General features: G+C 74.2%; 4 protein-coding genes and 1 pseudogene. All 5 read left to right on the forward strand.

What is annotated here, in order from left to right; genetic code table 11:
• Nucleotides 1–275: 275 nt before the first annotated feature.
• The 5 genes and pseudogenes from ACFYNU_RS23495 to ACFYNU_RS23515 all read left to right on the forward strand — a co-directional run bounded on the left by ACFYNU_RS23495 (nucleotide 276) and on the right by ACFYNU_RS23515 (nucleotide 19,170).
• On the forward strand, nucleotides 276–1,373 hold the full coding sequence (locus ACFYNU_RS23495; RefSeq protein WP_356588502.1) for a nucleotide disphospho-sugar-binding domain-containing protein: 1,098 nt from the start codon (nucleotides 276–278) through the stop codon (nucleotides 1,371–1,373).
• Nucleotides 1,374–1,572: 199 nt separating this feature from the next.
• Nucleotides 1,573–6,498, forward strand: a pseudogene (locus tag ACFYNU_RS23500) (type I polyketide synthase); the annotation flags it as partial.
• A 34-nt stretch (nucleotides 6,499–6,532) separates the two neighbouring features.
• Nucleotides 6,533–17,326 carry a type I polyketide synthase gene (locus tag ACFYNU_RS23505; protein ID WP_356588506.1) on the forward strand — a complete coding sequence of 3,598 codons (10,794 nt, stop codon included), beginning with the start codon at nucleotides 6,533–6,535 and terminating at the stop codon, nucleotides 17,324–17,326.
• A gap of 99 nt (nucleotides 17,327–17,425) precedes the next feature.
• A complete protein-coding gene (locus ACFYNU_RS23510) occupies nucleotides 17,426–18,376 on the forward strand; it encodes an ATP-binding cassette domain-containing protein (RefSeq protein ID WP_356588508.1) in 951 nt (316 codons plus the stop codon).
• Nucleotides 18,373–19,170, forward strand: coding sequence for an ABC transporter permease (locus ACFYNU_RS23515; protein ID WP_356588510.1), 798 nt, complete (start codon nucleotides 18,373–18,375; stop codon nucleotides 19,168–19,170). Before ACFYNU_RS23510 ends, ACFYNU_RS23515 begins: the two co-directional genes overlap by 4 nt.
• The last annotated feature ends 10 nt before the right edge of the window (nucleotides 19,171–19,180 follow it).

Here is a 19,180-nt window from a genome sequence, read left to right on the forward strand (position 1 = left end):
CGTCTGACGTCGCGTCAGTGTTCGTGGCGGGGGCCGTGGCGGGGCGGCCCGGCCGGCCGGTCAACCCCTATCCGGGGGCGCCGGTACGAGGCGGCCGGGCGCCCGTCGACGGTCGCGGGGGCGGCCACGGCCGGGTCCGCACCGGGCCGGGCCACCACCCCCTACGCCCGTCCGCTTAGGGGTCCGCGCGGCGACGCGCGGGCGCTATCGTCCGTGACGTCCCGTCGCGTGCTCAGCTGCTCAGCGCCGACTTGCCGGGTTCCGTGGAGGGGTTCATGCGCGTTCTACTGGTAGCGCCGTCTTCGCACACACGACTGCACCATCTGGTGCCGCTGGGCTGGGCCCTGCGCACGGCGGGGCACGCGGTGCTGATCGCCGCCCGCCCCGCCTTCACCGAGGCCGTCACCGCGGCCGGCTTCGTCGCCGTCGCCGTCGGCACGGACGCCCCCGACGGGTCCGACTCGCCCGGGGCGGCCTCCGGCGATTCGGCCGACGGCGCGCGCCTCGCCGAACAGGCCGACGTGGACGGCCTGGTGGCCCACGGCGAGCGGTGGCGGCCCGACCTGGTGCTCTGGGACGCCCACGCGCCCGCGGGGGCGACCGCGGCCGGACTGCTGGGCGCGGCGCGCGTCCGCGTCGTCGGACCGTTCGACAGCCGCCCCGGCGCGGACGGCGACCCGGTGGACCGTACGGCCGGCGAACGGGCCGGCGGCGAGCGGGTGGCCGGCGAGCGAGTGGCCGGCGAACGGGCCGACGGTGACGGCACCCTGGACTGTCTCCCGCCGTCCCTGCGCCGGTCGGAGGACGCCGACAACCTGTCCGTACGCCTGGTGCCCTACACCGGCCCCGACGTGATCCCCGCCTGGCTCCAGCGCACCCCGCGCACCCGCAGGATCTACGTGGCCCCCGACGTACCCGACAGCGCGATCCCCGCCCTGTTCGACGCGGCGGCCGGAACCGACGCCGAGCTGATCTGCGAACTGAGCCAGGACCGTATCCCGCCCGGCGTCCAACTCCCCGCCCAGGCAAGGCTCTTCGACTCCGTACCGGCCGGGACCGTCCTCGCGTCCTGCGTCGGTGTCGTGCACGGGGGCGGCACCGCGCTCGCCATGGCCGCGCTCTCCCACGGGCTGCCGCAGCTCACCCTTCTGTCCGACTCCGCCGCCCCGGGCGCCGGTATCGCGCAGCGGCTCGCCCAGCACGGCGCCGGACTGCTCAGCGACCCGGCACGGCTGGACGCCGCCGTCATCGGGCAGCTCGCGGGTGATTCCCCGGCCCGGGAGAAAGCTCGGCTCCTCCTCAAGGAAATGACGTCCATGCCGACCCCGCGCGAGGTCGTACCGGAATTGGTCGGCATCGCGACCGGCCGATGAAGGGGCGGGCGGTCCGGCCCCACCGAATTTAGGGGTGGGTGCGGGTACCCGATCTCGGTAGCGTTCAGCGTGGAGCTTCGACGGAGCGAAGAAGGAACTCTCCGGTTCGCGACGCACGGCGAACTCATTCGATCTCATTCCAGTGGTGTCATTCCACGCGCTGGGCAACCGAATTGGGCATCTCGTGAACGGGGCCGCCATGGGTCAGGAAGAAAAGCTTCGCGCATATCTCAAGCGGGCGACCGCCGACCTCCAGGAGACGCGGCAACGGCTGCGGGAAGTCGAGTCGCGTGGCTACGAGCCCATCGCGATCGTCGGTATGAGCTGTCGTTATCCCGGCGGTATTTCCACCCCGGACGAACTGTGGCGGCTCGTGGCGGAAGGCCGGGACGCGATCGGTGATTTTCCGGCCGATCGCGGCTGGGACGTGGAGCGCCTCTACCACCCCGATCCCGAGCAGCCCGGAAAAACGTATGTGCGTAGGGGTGGATTCCTCTACGACGCCGCCGAATTCGACGCCGCGTTCTTCGGGATCAGCCCCCTGGAAGCCGGCCGGATGGACCCGCAGCAGCGCATCCTCCTCGAAGCGTCCTGGGAGGCGGTCGAACGGGCCGGTATCGCCCCCGAGTCCCTGCGTTCCAGCGCCACCGGTGTGTTCGCCGGTCTGATGTACCACGACTACGACGGCGGCGCCCCCGGCGGCAGCCTGGTCTCCGGCCAGGTCGCCTACAACCTCGGACTTGAGGGCCCGGCCGTCTCCGTCGACACCGCCTGCTCGTCCTCGCTGGTCGCCGTGCACCTCGCCGCCCAGTCGCTGCGCAGCGGCGAGTGCACGATGGCACTGGCCGGCGGGGTGGCCGTGATGAGCACCCCCGAGATCTTCGTCGACTTCAGCCGCCGCCGCGGGCTCGCCCCCGACGGCCGCTGCAAGTCGTTCTCCGACGACGCCGACGGCACCTCCTGGGCCGAGGGCGTCGGTGTGCTGGTCCTCGAACGGCTCTCCGACGCACGGCGGCTGGGCCACCGGGTGTGGGGCGTGGTGCGCGGCTCCGCCGTCAACCAGGACGGCGCCAGCAACGGCATGATGGCGCCGAACGGCCCCTCCCAGATCAAGGTCATCCAGCAGGCCCTCGCCGACGCGGGCCTCACCACGGCCGACGTCGACGCCGTCGAGGCGCACGGCACCGGCACCGCGCTCGGCGACCCCATCGAGGCGCGCTCGCTGCTCGCCACGTACGGGCAGGGCAGGCCCGCCGACCGGCCGCTGCGGCTCGGCTCCATCAAGTCCAACCTCGGCCATCCGCAGGCCGCGGCGGGCATCGCCGGCATCATCAAGATGCTCCTCGCGATGCGGCACCGCCAACTGCCCAAGACCCTGCACGTGGGGGAGCCCTCACGGCACGTGGACTGGGCGTCGGGCGCGGTCAGCCTGCTCACCGAGGCCGAGCCGTGGCAGGACCACGGGCGTCCGCGCCGGGCCGCCGTGTCGTCGTTCGGCCTCAGCGGCACCAACGCGCACATCATCCTGGAGGAGACCGACGAGCGGCCGGGCGGCGCGGACGCCACCGGCGAGCGGCCGGCCGGCGGCGCGGTCACCCCGCTGGTGCTCTCGGCCAGGACGGAGTCCGCGCTGCGGGAGTCGGCGCGCCGCGTCGCCGTCCACCTGGACACGGCCGGCGCCCTGGACACCGCCGTCGGCCCGGACACCGCCGGCCCCTTGGACACCGCCGCCCGTCTCGACGACACCGGCCTCTCGCTGGTGACCGGCCGCTCCCTCTTCGAGCACCGCGCCGTCGTCGTCGGCGCCGACCGGGCCGAACTCACCGCCGGGCTGGGCGCCCTGGCGAGCGGCGAGGCCGCGCAGAGCGTCGTGACCGGCCGCGCGGCCGGGGCGCGCGCCAAGACGGTCTTCGTCTTCTCCGGCCAGGGCTCGCAGTGGGCCGGCATGACGACCCGGCTCCTGGCCGAGTCCGAGGTGTACGCGCAGCGGCTCGCCGAGTGCGAGAAGGCGTTGTCCCAGTACGTCGACTGGTCGGTCACCGAGGTCCTGCGCGGCGATCCCGGCGCACCGCCCGCCGAACGCGTCGACGTCGTCCAGCCCGTGCTGTGGGCCGTGATGGTCTCCCTGGCCGCCGTCTGGCGCGCGCACGGCGTCGAGCCCGACGTCGTCATCGGCCACTCGCAGGGCGAGATCGCCGCCGCGAGCGTGTCGGGCGCCCTGTCGCTGTACGACGGCGCGCGTGTGGTGGCCCTGCGCAGCAAGGCCATCGCCGAACTCCTCGACCGGCGGGGCGGCATGCTCGCCGTGGGCCTGTCGGCCGAGCGCGCCGAGGCGTACGTGGACCGCTACCGCGACCAGGTCTCGATCGCGGCCGAGAACGGCGCCGAGTCCGTGGTGCTGTCCGGCGAGGGCGCCGTACTGGACCGGCTGCGGGAGGAGTTGGCGGCCGACGACGTACGCGCCAAGCGGGTCCCCGTGGACTACGCCTCGCACTCCGCGTTCGTCGACGCCCTGGAGGAGCGCCTGTTGAGCGATCTCGCGCCGATCGAACCGCGCGAGGCGGAGGTGGCGATGATGTCCACCGTCACCGGCGGCTGGGTCGACGGCACCGAGCTGGACGCGCGCTACTGGTTCGACAATCTACGGGGCCGGGTCCGGTTCGCCTCGGTGGTGGGGGAGTTGGCCACCTCGGGCCCCATGGCGTTCCTGGAGATCAGCGCCCACCCGGTCCTCGGCATGAGCATCCAGGAGACCCTGGACGCGCTGGAGAACACCGCCGTCGTCACCGGCACGCTGCGGCGTGACGAGGGCGGGCTCGACCGGTTCGTCAGATCGGCGGCCGAACGGCACGTGCGCGGACTGCCCGTGGACTGGGCGACGTTCTTCCCGGACGCCGAGCCCGTCGACGTACCGACCAACCCGTTCCAGCGCAGCCGTTACTGGCATCCCGAGTGGGCGCTGCCCACCACCTCCGCGCCGGTGCCCGGCACGGCGGACGACGGCCCGTTCTGGGCCGGTGTGGAGCGCAACGACACCGGGGCGCTCGCCGAACTGCTCGACGTGGACGCCGCCCGGCTGGGCGATGTCGTGCCCGCACTCGCCGCCTGGCGCCGGGAGCGCAACCGGCGGTCGACCGTCGACTCCTGGCGCTACCGGGTGACCTGGGCGCCCCCGGCCGGCGGCCCGTTCACGGGGCTGACCGGCTGCTGGCTGCTCGTCGTCCCGCCCGGCGACCCGCGGGCCGACGCGATCGGCCGCGCGCTCGCCGCGAGCGGCGCCACCGTCGTCACCGCCGGGACCGGGGAGGCCACGGACCGCGCCGCGCTCGCCGCCCGGCTGCGCGACGCGCTCGCCGGTCAACAGCCCACCGGCGTCCTGTCGTTGACGGCCACCGAAGGACCGGCGGGAGCCGGGCACGCGGGACTTCCGTACGCCGTCCGGAGCACCGTCACCCTCTTCCAGGCGCTGCGCGACGCGGACATCGCCGCGCCCCTGTGGTGCGTCACCTCCGGCGCCGTCGCGGTCGACACCGCCGAGGACGTCGACCCAGACGCCGCCGCCCTCTGGGGACTGGGCACCGTACTCGCGCTCGACGCCCCGGACACCTGGGGCGGCCTCGTCGACATCGCCGCGTCCGAGACCGGCGACCCGGCCGCCCTGGACCGCCTCTGCCGGATCCTGTCCGGCGCCGACGGCGAGGAGCAGGTCGCCGTGCGCCGTACGGGAGCCTTCGCCCGCCGGCTGGTACGCGCCCCGCTCGGCGACGACGCCCCCACCACCTGGCGCCCGCGCGGCACCGTGCTGGTCACCGGCGGCACCGGAGTCGTCGGCGGGCACGTGGCCCGCTGGCTGGCGAGCGCCGGAGCCGAACGCGTCGTCCTCACCAGCCGGCGCGGCCCCGACGCACCCGGCGCCGCCGAACTGGCCGCCGAACTGAACGAGTTGGGCGCCGAGGTGGTCGTCGAGTCCTGCGACGTCGCCGACCCGGCGGCGGTCGCCGCGCTCGTCGCCGCACTGCCCGACGACAAACCGCTGACCGCCGTCCTGCACGCGGCCGGGGTACTGACCGGGGAAACGCCCCTGGCCGAGGTGACCCCCGAGGAGTTCGCCGACGCGATGCGCGCCAAGGCCGGCGGAGCCGCCGCCCTGGACACGGCGCTGGGCGACCGGGAACTCGACGCCTTCGTGCTGTTCTCCTCCGGCGCCGCCGTCTGGGGCACCGCCGGACAGCCCGCCTACGCCGCCGCCAACGCCTACCTCGACGGGCTCGCCCAGCGCCGCCGCGCCCGCGGCCTCACCGCGACGTCCGTCGCCTGGGGCTCCTGGGGCGGCGGCGGCATGGTCGGCGAGGAGAGCGGCGCGCACCTGCGCCGGATGGGCCTGGCCGAGATGGACCCGGAGGCCGCCGTACGGGCGCTCGGCCTCGCGCTGGACCGGGACGAGAGCCATCTCGTCGTCGCCGACATCGACTGGGACCTCTTCGTCCCCGTCTACACCCTCGCCCGCGACCGCCCGTTGCTGCGCGACCTCACCGACGCGCGGCGGGTCCTCGACGAGCAGACCGGTGCGGGCGACGCACCGGCCACCGCCGACGGCGCGGGTACGGCGCTGGCCGACCGGCTCGCCCCACTGAGCGAGACCGAGCAGCACCAGCACCTCCTCGAACTGGTGCGCGGCCATGTCGCCGCCGTACTCGGCCACCCCGGCGCCGCGTCCGTCGAACCCGACGGTGTCTTCAAGGAGATCGGCTTCGACTCCGTGACGGCCGTCGACCTGCGCAACCGGCTGGGCGCCGCCGTCGGGCTGAAGCTGCCCGCCACCGTCGTCTTCGACTACGTCAGCTCCAAGGCGCTCGCCGCGCACCTCTGGACGCTCGTCTGCGAGACCGAGGGCGCCGGAGCCGTACCGCTGAGCGTCGAACTCGACCGGCTGGAAGCCCGGTTGGCGGAGCTGAGCCGCGACGAGATCGAACGCACCCGCGTCACCGCACGGCTCCAGAGCCTGGTCGGGAAGCTGACCGGGACCCTCGGCGGCGGGGACGGCCCGAGTGTGACGGACCGGCTGAAGTCGGCCACGACCGACGACCTCTTCGACTTGATCGACAACGAACTCGGCGCGAGTTGACCGGGCATCCCCCAGGGACAGGACACGAGAAGCAATGGCTGCTGACGAAGACAAGCTGGTCGACTACCTCAAGCGCGTGACGGCCAATCTGCACCAGACCCGCGAGCGGCTGCGCGAGCTGGAGGCCGCCGAGCAGGAGCCGATAGCCATCGTCGCCATGGGCTGCCGCTTCCCCGGCGACATCCGCACCCCGGAGGACCTGTGGAAGCTGGTGGCGGCGGGCGGCGACGCGATCGGCCCGTTCCCCACCGACCGCGGCTGGGACGTGGACGCGCTCTTCGACGGCGGTCCGGCCGACGACCGGGTCACCGAGGGCGGATTCCTCAGCGGCGCCGGTGACTTCGACGCCGCGTTCTTCGGCATCTCGCCGCGCGAGGCCCTGGCCCTGGACCCGCAGCAGCGCGTCGCGCTCGAACTCGCCTGGGAGACCCTGGAGCGCGCCGGCATCCCGCCGCTCTCGCTGCGTGAGGCACCGGTCGGCGTGTTCCTCGGCAGCGGCAGCCAGGACTACTACGACGGAGTCGCGCCCGCGCGGATGGCGGCCGTCGCCGACGACTACCTGAGCACCGGCACCGCGGGCTCCGTCATCTCCGGCCGCATCGCCTACTCGCTGGGACTCGAAGGCCCCGCAGTCACCGTCGACACCGCCTGCTCGTCGTCCCTGGTCGCCCTGCACCTGGCCGCCCAGGCCCTGCGGCAGCGCGACTGCTCCCTCGCCCTGGCGGGCGGTGTGATGGTGATGTCCACACCGTCCCCGTTCCGTGCCTTCAGCCGGCAGCGCGGTCTCGCCCCGGACGGCCGCTGCAAGGCGTTCTCCGACGACGCCGACGGCACCGGCTGGTCCGAGGGCGCCGGACTGCTGCTGCTGGAGCGGCTGTCCGACGCGCGCCGGGCCGGCCACCCCGTACTCGCCGTCATCCGCGGCTCCGCCGTCAACTCCGACGGCGCCTCCAACGGCCTCACCGCGCCGAACGGCCCCTCCCAGCAGCGCGTCATCCGGCAGGCGCTCACGAACGCGGCCCTGTCCCCGGCCGACATCGACGCCGTGGAGGGGCATGGCACCGGTACGACCCTGGGCGACCCGATCGAGGCGCAGGCGCTGCTCGCGACATACGGCGCGGACCGCCCCGAGGACCGGCCGCTGTGGCTCGGCTCGGTCAAGTCCAACATCGGGCACGCGCAGGCCGCCGCCGGGGTGAGCGGTGTCATCAAGATGGTTCTCGCCATGCGGCACAAGCTGCTGCCGAAGACGCTGCACGTGTCGCGGCCGAGCGGTGAGATCGACTGGTCGGCCGGCGCCGTACGGCTCCTGGAGAGCGAACGCCCCTGGGAGAACGGGGACCGGCCGCGCCGCGCGGGCGTGTCCTCGTTCGGGGTGAGCGGAACCAACGCCCACGTCATCCTGGAGGAGGCCCCGGCGCCCGCCCCCGAGCCCGAGCCCGAGCAGCCGGCCGACGCCGCGCCGTGGCCCGCCGGGGCCGCCGTACCCCTGCCCGTCACCGCCCAGAGCCCGACGGCGCTCCAGGCCCAGGCCCGGCAGCTGATCCCGGTCGCCGCCCACCTCACGGAACACTCCGCGGACCGGCTGCTCGACCTCGGCCACTCGCTGGCGACGACCCGCTCCCCGCTCCAGCACCGCGCCGTGGTCCTCGCCGGCGACACCGCCGCCGCGGCCGACGGGCTCACCGCGCTCGCCGACGGGGCCACCGCCCCCGGACTCCTGACGGGCCCGCCGGTCCCCGGCCGTACCGCGTTCCTCTTCTCCGGCCAGGGCTCCCAGCGCGTCGGCATGGGACGTGAACTGCACGCCGCCTTCCCGGTGTTCGCCGCCGCGCTGGACACCGTGTGCGACGTATTCGGACCGTTCCTGGACCGCCCGCTGCGGGACGTCATCTTCGACGACGCCGAGCGGCTCGACCGCACCGAGTACACCCAACCCGCCCTGTTCGCCGTCGAGGTGGCGCTCTTCCGGCTCCTGGAGTCCTGGTCCGTCACCCCGGACGTGCTGATCGGCCACTCCATCGGCGAACTCGTCGCCGCCCATGTCTCCGGGGTGCTCGACCTGCACGACGCGTGCGCGCTCGTCGCCGCCCGAGGCCGGCTCATGCAGGCGCTGCCCGGCGGCGGCGCGATGATCGCGGTCGAGGCCACCGAGGACGAGGTACGGCCGCTGCTCACCGACCGGGTGAGCCTCGCCGCCGTCAACGGCCCCCGCTCCGTGGTGATCTCGGGCGACGACGGCGAAGTCACCGCCCTCGCCGCCCGGTTCGCCGACACCGGCCGCAAGACCCGGCGGCTGCGCGTCAGCCATGCCTTCCACTCCCCGCACATGGACGGCATGCTCGCCGAGTTCGGCGCCGTCGTGCGGGGTCTGACCTTCGCCGCGCCGACCGTTCCCGTGGTCTCCAACGTCACCGGCGAGCTCGCCACGGCCGGCGAACTCGGCAGCGCCGAGTACTGGGTTCGGCACGTCCGCGAGGCCGTCCGCTTCCACGACGGCGTACGCACCCTGGAATCCACCGGCGTCACCCGCTACGTCGAGGTCGGCCCCGACGGCGTGCTCGCCGCGCTGACCCGCCGCGCCCTCACGGCGGCCGAGGACGGCGCCGTCGTGCTGCCCACGCTCCGCGCGAACCGGCCCGAGCCCGGCAGCGTACTGACCGCACTGGCCCAGCTGTACATCAGCGGCGTCGACCCCGACTGGACGGCCGTCTTCGCCGGCCGGGGCGCCCGCGAAGTCCCGCTGCCCGTCTACGCGTTCCAGCACCGCCGCTACTGGCTCGACGGGCGCGACACGCAGGACGACGTCGCCTCGGCGGGCCTGCGCACCCACGGACACCCCCTGCTCGGCGCCGCGATCACCCTCGCCGGCACCGAGGGCGCCGTGCTGACCGGTCGGCTCTCGCTGGCCCAACAGCCCTGGCTGGCCCAGCACATGGTGGGCGACACCGCGATGCTGCCGGGCACGGCCTTCGTGGAACTCGCCGTCCAGGCGGGCGACCAGGTCGGCTGCGGACGCGTCGAGGAACTGACCCTCAGCGGCCCCCTGGTGCTGCCCGCCCACGGCGGCGTACGGGTCCAGCTCACCGTGGGCGCCGCCGACCCGTCCGGGCGCCGCCCCGTCGCCGTGCACTCGCAGCCCGAGGACGCGCCCGACGACGAGCCGTGGACCCGGCACGCGGCGGGCACCGTCGCCCGGTCGACCGGCCGCCCCGGCGCCTCGCTCACCGTCTGGCCGCCGAAGGACGCCGAGGAGATCCCGACGGACGGGCTCTACGACGACTTCGCCGACACCGGACTGACCTACGGCCCCGTGTTCCGCTCCCTGCGCGCCGCCTGGCGCGTCGGCGACGAGATCTTCGCCGAGGTACGGCTGCCCGACGAACCGGCCCACGGCGCCGAGGAGTTCGCCCTCCACCCCGCCGTACTCGACGCGGCGACCCACGCCCTGCGGGCGGCGGGCGGCGGCGACAGCACGGCCGGCGGCACCGGCCTCGTCCCGTTCTCCTGGTCCGGCGTCGAACTGCACGCCAGCGGCGCCTCCGCGCTGCGCGTACGCTTCTCGCCGACCGCGCCCGAGACCTTCGCCGTCACGGTCGCCGACGCGGCGGGCGACCCCGTCGCCACCGTCGAGGCCAACGTGTTCCGCCCGCTGGAGACCACCGCGCACACCGCCGGGGCCGTACGCCTTCCGCTGTACCGCACCGACTGGCTGCCGATGCCGGCCGAGGCACTGCCCGAACACCGGTCGGCCACCGCCGAGTTCGACGCCGTCGACCTCACCGGACCGGTCCCCGAGGTCGTCGTCCTGCGCGGCGTCCCCGGCACGGACGCCGGGGCCACCCGCGCGGCCACCAGCCGCGCGCTGCTCGCCACCCAGGCGTGGCTCGCCTCCGGCCACACCGCCGGCGCCACGCTGGTCCTGCTCACCTCCGGCGCCGTCCCGGCCGTCGGCGAGCCGGTACGCGACCTCGCGGGCGCGGCCGTCTGGGGCCTGGTCCGCGCGGCGCAGGCCGAACACCCGGACCGGTTCGTACTGCTCGACGTCGAGGACCCCGAGGCGGACATCGCCGACGACGTCCTGGCCGCCCTACGCGCCGGTGGCGAGCCGCAGATCGCGGTACGCGGCACCGTCCCGCACGCCGCCCGGCTCATCCGCACCGCGCCGGAGCCCCAACAGGGCGGTGGCGGACCGGCGTTCGACCCCGCGGGCACGGTGCTCCTCACCGGCGCGTCCGGCGCGCTGGGCGGCGTCGTCGCCCGCCGTCTCGTCACGGAGCACGGCGCCCGGCACCTGCTGCTGCTCAGCCGCGGCGGCAAGCCGGCCGTCGCCGCTCTCGTCGCCGAACTCACCGCGCTCGGCGCCCAGGTGAGCGTGTCCGCCTGCGATGTCGCCGACCGCAGGGCACTGGGCAAGGTGCTGGGCCGGATCCCCAAGAAGCACCCCCTCACCGCCGTGCTGCACGCCGCCGGTGTGCTGGACGACGCCGTACTGACCGCGCTGACACCCGAGCGGGTGGACGCGGTGCTGCGGCCCAAGGTCGACGGTGCACTGAACCTGCACGAGCTGACCCGGGGCGCCGACCTCGCCGCGTTCGTCCTCTTCTCCTCCGTCTCCGGCGTCCTCGGCGCCCCCGGCCAGGCCAACTACGCCGCCGCCAACGCTTTCCTGGACGGCTTCGCCGCCCATCGCCGCGCGGCCGGACTGCCCGCGCTGTCCGTCGCCTGGGGCCTGTGGAGCGGCGTCGGCGGCATGGGCGGCGCGCTCGCCGACACCGACACCACCCGCCATGCGCGCGGCGGACTGCTGCCGCTGTCCACGGACGAGGGGCTGGCGCTCTTCGACGCCGCGATCCGTACGGCACCGGACGGGACCGGATCCGGGGCCGAGCCCGAGGCCGAGCCCGGGGCCGACTTCGGAGCCGGGGCCGCCGTCGTCGCCGTGAAGCTCGACCTCGCCGCCCTGCGCGCCCGGGGCGCCGACGCCCCGAAGCCGCTGCACACCCTGGCCGTCGGCCGCACCCGCCGCGCCGCCTCCGGAGCCGTCGCGCACACCTCGTCGTACGCCGGCACGGTCGCCGCGCTGCCCGCCGAGGACCGTCTCGCGGCCGTCCTGGACCTCGTACGCGAACACACCGCGTCCGTCCTCGCCTACCCCTCCGCGCGCGAGGTCGACCCGCTGCTCGAATTCCAGCAGCTCGGCTTCGACTCACTGACCGCGATCGAACTGCGCAACGGCCTGGGCACGGCCACCGGCCTGCGGCTGCCCGCCACCCTGGTCTTCGACCACCCCACCCCCACCACACTCGCCGAGCACCTGCTCGCCACCCTGTCCGGTGCCGCCGATGCCGCCGTCGTCACCGCGCCGTCCGGCGCCGAACAGGACGAGCCGGTCGCGATCGTCGGCCTCGCCTGCCGCTTCCCCGGCGGTGTCTCCTCGCCCGACGACCTGTGGCGGATGCTCACCGAAGCGGCCGACGGCATAGGGGAGTTCCCCGCCGACCGGGGCTGGGACGTCGAGGGCCTTTACGACCCCGAGCGCCGCCGCCCGAACACCAGTTACGTCCGCGAGGGCGGCTTCCTGTACGACGCGGGCGACTTCGATCCCGCGTTCTTCGGCGTCGCGCCGAAGGAGGCGCCGATGATCGATCCGCAGCAGCGGATCCTCCTCGAAGCGTCGTGGGAGGCGCTGGAGCGGGCCGGTATCGACCCCCGGTCGCTCAAGGGCTCCCGTACCGGGGTGTACGCCGGTGTGCAGTACCACGACTATCTGGGCGCGGGCAGCTCCGGCTCCATCGTGACCGGACGGGTCGCCTACAGCCTCGGACTCGAAGGCCCCGCCGTGTCCGTCGACACCGCGTGCTCCTCGTCGCTGGTCGCGCTGCACCTCGCCGCGCAGGCCCTGCGCCAGGGCGACTGCTCGCTCGCGCTGGCCGGCGGAGTCACCGTGATGGCGACGCCCGAGACCTTCGTGGAGTTCAGCAGGCAGGGCGGGCTCGCCCCCGACGGCCGGTGCAAGGCGTTCTCCGACGACGCCGACGGCACCGCCTGGTCCGAGGGCGCCGGTCTCGTCGTCCTGGAACGGCTCTCCGACGCGCGCCGCAACGGCCACCCCGTGCTCGCCGTCGTACGCGGCTCCGCCGTCAACCAGGACGGCACGTCGAACGGTCTCACCGCCCCCAACGGCCCCGCCCAGCAACGGGTGATCCGGCAGGCCCTGGCCGGCGCCCGCCTCACCGCCGGCGACATCGACGCCGTCGAGGCGCACGGCACCGGCACCAGGCTCGGCGACCCCATCGAGGCGCAGGCTCTGATGGCGACGTACGGCCAGGAGTCCCCGGCCGACCGGCCGCTGCTCATCGGGTCCGTCAAGTCCAACATCGGGCACACCCAGGCAGCCGCGGGCGTCGCCGGGATCATCAAGATGGTCCTCGCCATGCGCCACGCCGAACTGCCGAAGACCCTCCATGTCAACGCGCCGTCGGGGGAGATCGACTGGTCGGCGGGCCATGTCCGGCTGCTCACCGAGGCCGTGCCGTGGGAGCGCTCGGAGCGGCCCCGGCGCGCGGGCGTCTCCTCGTTCGGCGTCAGCGGCACCAACGCGCACGTGATCATCGAGGAGCCGCCGGCCGACGCCCACGGGACGGCCGACGCCCCCGCGCCCTCCGACGCCGACTCCGACGAGGCCGCGCCGACCGTCCCGTGGGTGCTCTCCGGCCGCACCACGGAGGCCCTGCGCCTCCAGGCCGAACGTCTGCTCTCCTACCTCAACGACGACCCCGACCGGGACCTCGCCGACGTCGGCCACTCGCTCGCCACCTCACGCGCCGCGCTGGAGAACCGCGCGGTCGTGGTCGGCGCCCGCTACCCGGAGTTCCTGCGCGGTCTGATGGCCCTCGTCGACGGCGAGGAGGCACCGGGCGTCGCCGAGGGCGTCGCCACCGGCGGCGGCCGGACCGGGTTCCTCTTCTCCGGCCAGGGCGCGCAGCGGCTCGGCATGGGGCGTGAACTGTACGACGCCTTCCCCGTGTTCGCCGCCGCGCTGGACAGCGTGTGCGAGGTGATCGACCGGTACGCGGCCCGGCCGCTGCGCGAGGTGATGTGGGCGGAGCCCGACACGGCCGACGCGCTGCTGCTGGACGAGACCGAGTTCACCCAGCCCGCGCTCTTCGCCGTCGAGGTGGCGCTGTTCCGGCTGCTGGAGTCGTGGGGGATCAGCCCCGACTACGTGGCGGGCCACTCCATCGGCGAACTGGCCGCCGCGCATGTCTCCGGCGTCCTCACCCTGGAGGACGCCGGCGCCCTCGTCGTGGCGCGCGGCGCCCTCATGCAGGCGCTGCCCACCGGCGGCGCGATGACCGCCGTCGCCGCGTCGGAGGAGCGCGTACGGGCCGCCCTGACGGACGACGTCGACATCGCCGCCGTCAACGGCCCCGAATCCGTGGTGATCTCGGGCCCGGCCGACGCGGTCGACGCCGTCGCCGCGGCGTTCGACCGGACCCGGCGGCTGCGCGTCTCGCACGCCTTCCACTCGGGCCTGATGGACCCGATGCTGGACGAACTCGCCGCCGTGGCACAGAAGTCGCAGTTCCAGGCGCCCCGTATCCCGGTCGTCTCCACGGTCACCGGCCAGGAGATCGGTGACGAACTGAGCACCCCGGACTACTGGGTCGGGCAGGTACGCCGTCCCGTACGGTTCCACGACGCCGTACGCGCCATGGACGCGCTCGGCGTGACCCGCTACGTGGAGATCGGCCCCGGCGCGACCCTCGCCGCCCTCGCCCAGGAGGCCCTGGTGGAGCGGTCGGACGAGGTCCTGGTCACCCCGCTCATCGGCAAGGACCGGCCGGAGGCCGCAGCCGCACTGACCGGACTCGGGCGGCTGCACATCAGCGGCGCGTCCGTCGACTGGCGCGCCGTGTTCGGTGAGCGCCAGCAGGTCGAGCTGCCCACCTATCCGTTCCAGCGGCAGCGCTACTGGCTGGAGACCGCGTCGGCCGGCGCCGGTCCCGAGGAGCACCCGCTGCTCGGCTCCGCGACCGAACTCGCGGGCGCCGACGGTGTGTTGTTCACCAGCCGTATCTCGCTCGGCACCCACCCCTGGCTCGCCGGGCACCGCGTCGACCGCTCCGTACTCCTCCCCGGCACCGCCTTCGTGGAGATGGCGATCCGGGCGGGCGACGAGGTCGGCTGCCCCCAGCTGGACGAACTGACCATCGAGGCACCCCTGGTCGTGCCGGAACGGGCGGGCGTACGGCTCCAACTCGCCGTGGACGCGCCCGACTCGGCGGGTGTACGGCGCTTCGGCGTCCACTCCCGTGTCGAAGGCGCCGACGACCGGCTGCCGTGGACCCGCCATGTGAGCGGGGCGCTGGCACCGGCCGCCGCCGTACGGCCGTCGTTCGACCTCACCGAGTGGCCGCCGCCGCGCGCCGAGCGGCTGCCGCTCGACGGGATGTACGCCGACCTCGCGGAACAGGGCCTGGTCTACGGTCCCGCGTTCCAGGGCCTGCGTACCGTATGGCGGCGCGGCGACGAGGTGTTCGGCGAGGTGAGCCTGGAGCCCGGCACCCACACCGACGTCGACCGGTTCGGGATCCACCCCGCGCTGCTCGACGCCGCCCTGCACACCATCGGCTGCGGAGCGTCGGCGGGCAGCGAACCCGTACTGCCGTTCTCCTGGGAGCGGGTGGACCTGCACGCGGTCGGCACCACCAACGTGCGCGTACACGTACGGCCTTCGGGCAACGGCGTGGTGGCCCTGGACATCGCCGACGCCGCCGGAAAGCCCGTCGTCTCCGTCGGATCCCTGCTGCTGCGTCCCCTGTCGGCCGCGACCGCGCGGCCCGTCGCCGCGCCCGCCGCGAACGCCGACACCCTCTTCGGTGTGGAATGGCAGCGGGTCACCGCCGAACCGGTCGGCAGTGTGGGCGGTGCGGACGGTGTCGGCGGTGCGGGCGGCTGGAGCGTGCTCGGCCCCGACCGCTGGGGGCTGGCCGACGGGCTCGGCGCCACGGTCGTCGACGACCCGTCGGCCGGCGAGGGCCCCGTCCTGCTGCCGGCCGGCTCCGACGAGGCCGGCGCCCCCGCCGTGCACCGCGAGGTGCACCGCGTCCTCGGGGTCCTCCAGTCGTGGCTCGCGGACCCGCGCTCGGCGGACCGCACGCTCGTCGTGGTGACCCGGGGCGCGGTCGCCCGCGACGGCGAGAACCCGAGCGACCTCACGGGCGCGGCGGTGGCCGGACTGGTGCGCTCGGCGCAGGCCGAACACCCCGGCCCCGTCGCCCTCGTGGACCTCGAAGCGACCGGCGCCACGGACACCGGCGCCACGGACGCCACAGTGCGGCTGCTGACCGCCGCCGCGGCGGCGGACGAGCCCCACACGGCGCTGCGCGACGGCGCCGTCCTGGCCCCCCGGCTGATCCGGACTGCCGCACCCGTCACCCCGGCCGCCCCGCTCTGGGACCCCGAAGGGACCGTCCTGATCACCGGCGCGGGCGGGGCACTCGGTGGCGCCGTCGCCCGCCATCTCGTCGCCCGGCACGACGTACGGCACCTGCTGCTGGCGAGCCGGCGCGGCGCGGACGCCCCCGGGGCCGCCGCGCTGCGCGACGAACTCACCGCACTCGGCGCGACCGTCTCCGTGGCCGCCTGCGACATCGCCGACCGGGACGCGGTGGCGGCCCTGCTCGCCACCGTGCCCGCCGACCGGCCGCTGCGCGGCGTCGTGCACGCCGCCGGTGTGCTGGACGACGGCGTGATCACCTCGCTCACCCCGGACCGGGTGGCCGCGGTGCTGCGGCCGAAGGTCGACGCGGCGCTCAATCTGCACGAGTTGACCGGCGGGCTCGACCTTTCGGCGTTCGTCCTGTTCTCCTCGGCCGCCGGTGTGCTCGGCTCGCCCGGACAGGGCGGCTACGCGGCGGCGAACGCGTTCCTCGACGCGCTGGCCGCCCGGCGCCGGGCCGCCGGTCTGGCCGGGACATCGCTCGCCTGGGGCGCGTGGGACACCGGCGACGGCGGTATGGCCGACGGCCTCGGCGCCGCCGACACCGCCCGGCTCGCCGGCACCGGCATCGGCACGCTCAGCACGGCGGAAGGCCTCGGTCTCCTCGACGCGGCCCGCGCCCTGGACGACGCGCTGCTGCTGCCGATCCGGCTGGACACCCGGGCACTCGCCGGCCGGGACGCCGACGAACTGCCCGCGCTCCTGCGGAGCCTGGTGCCCGCGTCCGGGTCCGCGCGCCGTACCGCCGACGACGCCCCGGCCGAGAGCGGCACGCTGCGCGAACGGCTCGCCGCGATGCAGCCCCACCAGCGGATGCCCGCGCTGCTCACGCTCGTGCGGACCCACGCGGCCGGGATCCTCGGCTACGCGGGGCCCGAGGAGATCGAGCTGGACAAGCCGTTCAACGAGGTCGGATTCGACTCGCTGTCCGCCATGGGCTTCCGTAACAAGCTCACCCTCGTCACCGGACTGAAGCTGTCGGCGGGGATGATCTACGACTACCCCGACCCGCGTTCGCTCGCCGAACACCTGGGCGCCGAACTGGCCCCGGCGGCCGACGAGTCGGCGGGCCCGGCCCTGACCGACGACGGCATCCGGGACGCGCTCGCCGCGATCCCGGTCGCCCGGCTGCGCGAGGCGGGACTGCTGAACGGACTACTCGAACTCGTCGGGATCGAGCCGGAACCCGTTTCCGGCGCCGCCGCCGACGGGGAGTCCGAGGGGAGCGGCGAGTCGGCGGCCATCGACGCCATGGACAGCGACGCACTGATCAGCATGGCCCTGGGCGAAACGCTCGGCGACGATCCGACGAGAGACTGACCGCGCGTGCGGCGGCCGGCGGGAACGCCCCGCCGGCCCCGCCCCCAGGTCCCGCCCGATCCGCCCAACCGCACTATTCATGTAGGGAGATGTACCTGGATGACCAGTAGCTACATGATCGAGGCGAAGGGGCTACGCAAATCGTTCGGCAGCGTGTCGGTCCTCACGTCGGTCGATCTGACTGTCGAACGCGGCAAGATGCTCGCGCTGCTGGGACCCAACGGCGCGGGCAAGACCACGGCCGTACGGATCATGAGCACCCTGCTCGGCGCCGACGGCGGGACCGTCACCATCGGCGGCCACGACGCCACCAGGAACGCCCGCGCGGTACGCAGGATCATCGGGCTCACCGGCCAGGACACGGCGGTGGACGAACTGCTCACCGGGCACGAGAACTTGGTCATGATGGGCAGACTGTTCCGGCTCGGCAAGGCCGCGGCCGTACGCCGGGCGGGTGAACTGCTCGAACAGTTCAGCCTCGTCGACGCCGCGCACCGGCCCATCAAGACCTACTCCGGCGGGATGCGCCGCAGACTCGACCTCGCGGTCAGCCTGCTCAACTCGCCACCGGTGCTCTTCCTGGACGAGCCCACCACCGGTCTGGACCCGACCAGCAGGATGGAGATGTGGGACACCATCAGATCGCTGATGGCGGCCGGCACCACGGTCCTGCTCACCACCCAGTATCTCGAGGAGGCCGACCAACTCGCCGACCGCATCGCCCTGATCAACGGAGGCAGGGTCGTCGCCGAGGGGACGGCGAAGGAGCTGAAGAGCCAGGTAGGCACGGAACGCGTCGAACTGACCTTCGCGGCGGCCGACATGACGATGGCTCACGCACTCTTCGCCGGACACCGGTTGGACGAGCACACCATCAGCGTGGCCATCGACGGCGTCGCGGACATCCGCGCCCTGCTGAACCTGGCGGCGGAGAAGGGCATCGACGTGGCGCGGTTCGCGCTCCACGAACCCACGCTGGACGACGTGTTCCGCACGCTGACCACCGGCACCGGCGCCGTCAAGAGCACCACCACGGGAGACACGAAATGACCCAGGCCGTCGCGGTGAAGGAACGCTCGTCGTTCGCCCTCGTCCTCGGAGACTGCGGGGTGCTCGTCGGCAGAAGCCTGCGCCATCTCACCCGCAGCGCCGACCAGATGATCCAGGCGGTCGCCCTGCCGGTCATGCTGCTCCTGCTGTTCCGCTACATGTTCGGCGGCGCCATCGACACCGGCGGCCCGTCCTACGTCAACTATCTGATCGCCGGAATCGTCGTGCTCAGCGTGGCGTTCAGCGCCTCGGCGACCTCGGTCGGGGTGGCGAGCGACCTCCAGAACGGGATCGTCGACCGGTTCCGCTCCATGCCGATGTTCGGCCCCGCCGTCCTCGTCGGACACGTCGTCTCCGCGTCGCTGCGGAACATCCTGTCCGTCGTGATGGTGATCGGCGTCGGCTATCTGGTCGACTTCCGCCCGAACGCGACCGCCTCCGAATGGCTGGCCGCCTGCGGCATCCTGCTGCTGTTCGTGGTCGCCATCGCCTGGATCGCCACACTCTTCGGAGTCATCGCCGGCAGCGTCGAGGCCGCCAGCGGCTACGCCATGATCCTGGTGTTCCTGCCGTACGCGAGCAGCGCGCTCGTACCGGCCGACGGGATGCCGACCGTGCTGCGCGTCATCGTCGAGAACCAGCCGTTCACGCCGGTCGTCGACGCCGTACGCGCGCTGCTCGTCGGCACGCCGCTCGGCAACAGCGCCTGGGTGGCGCTCGCCTGGTGGGTGCCGATCCTGCTCGTCACATCGGCGTTCACGATGCGGGTCTTCCACCGGCACACCACCCGCTGACACCGGCCGG

It is taken from the genome of Streptomyces sp. NPDC006643 (assembly GCF_042870175.1).
In the GTDB taxonomy this organism is placed as follows: Bacteria; Actinomycetota; Actinomycetes; order Streptomycetales; family Streptomycetaceae; genus Streptomyces.

What these genes read in the sequence shown, in the direction of transcription:
- ACFYNU_RS23510 (WP_356588508.1), top strand. Translation starts at nt 17,426, where the DNA reads ATGACCAGTAGCTACATGATCGAGGCGAAGGGGCTACGCAAATCGTTC.
- ACFYNU_RS23515 (WP_356588510.1), top strand. Translation starts at nt 18,373, where the DNA reads ATGACCCAGGCCGTCGCGGTGAAGGAACGCTCGTCGTTCGCCCTCGTC.
- ACFYNU_RS23495 (WP_356588502.1), top strand. Translation starts at nt 276, where the DNA reads ATGCGCGTTCTACTGGTAGCGCCGTCTTCGCACACACGACTGCACCAT.
- ACFYNU_RS23505 (WP_356588506.1), top strand. Translation starts at nt 6,533, where the DNA reads ATGGCTGCTGACGAAGACAAGCTGGTCGACTACCTCAAGCGCGTGACG.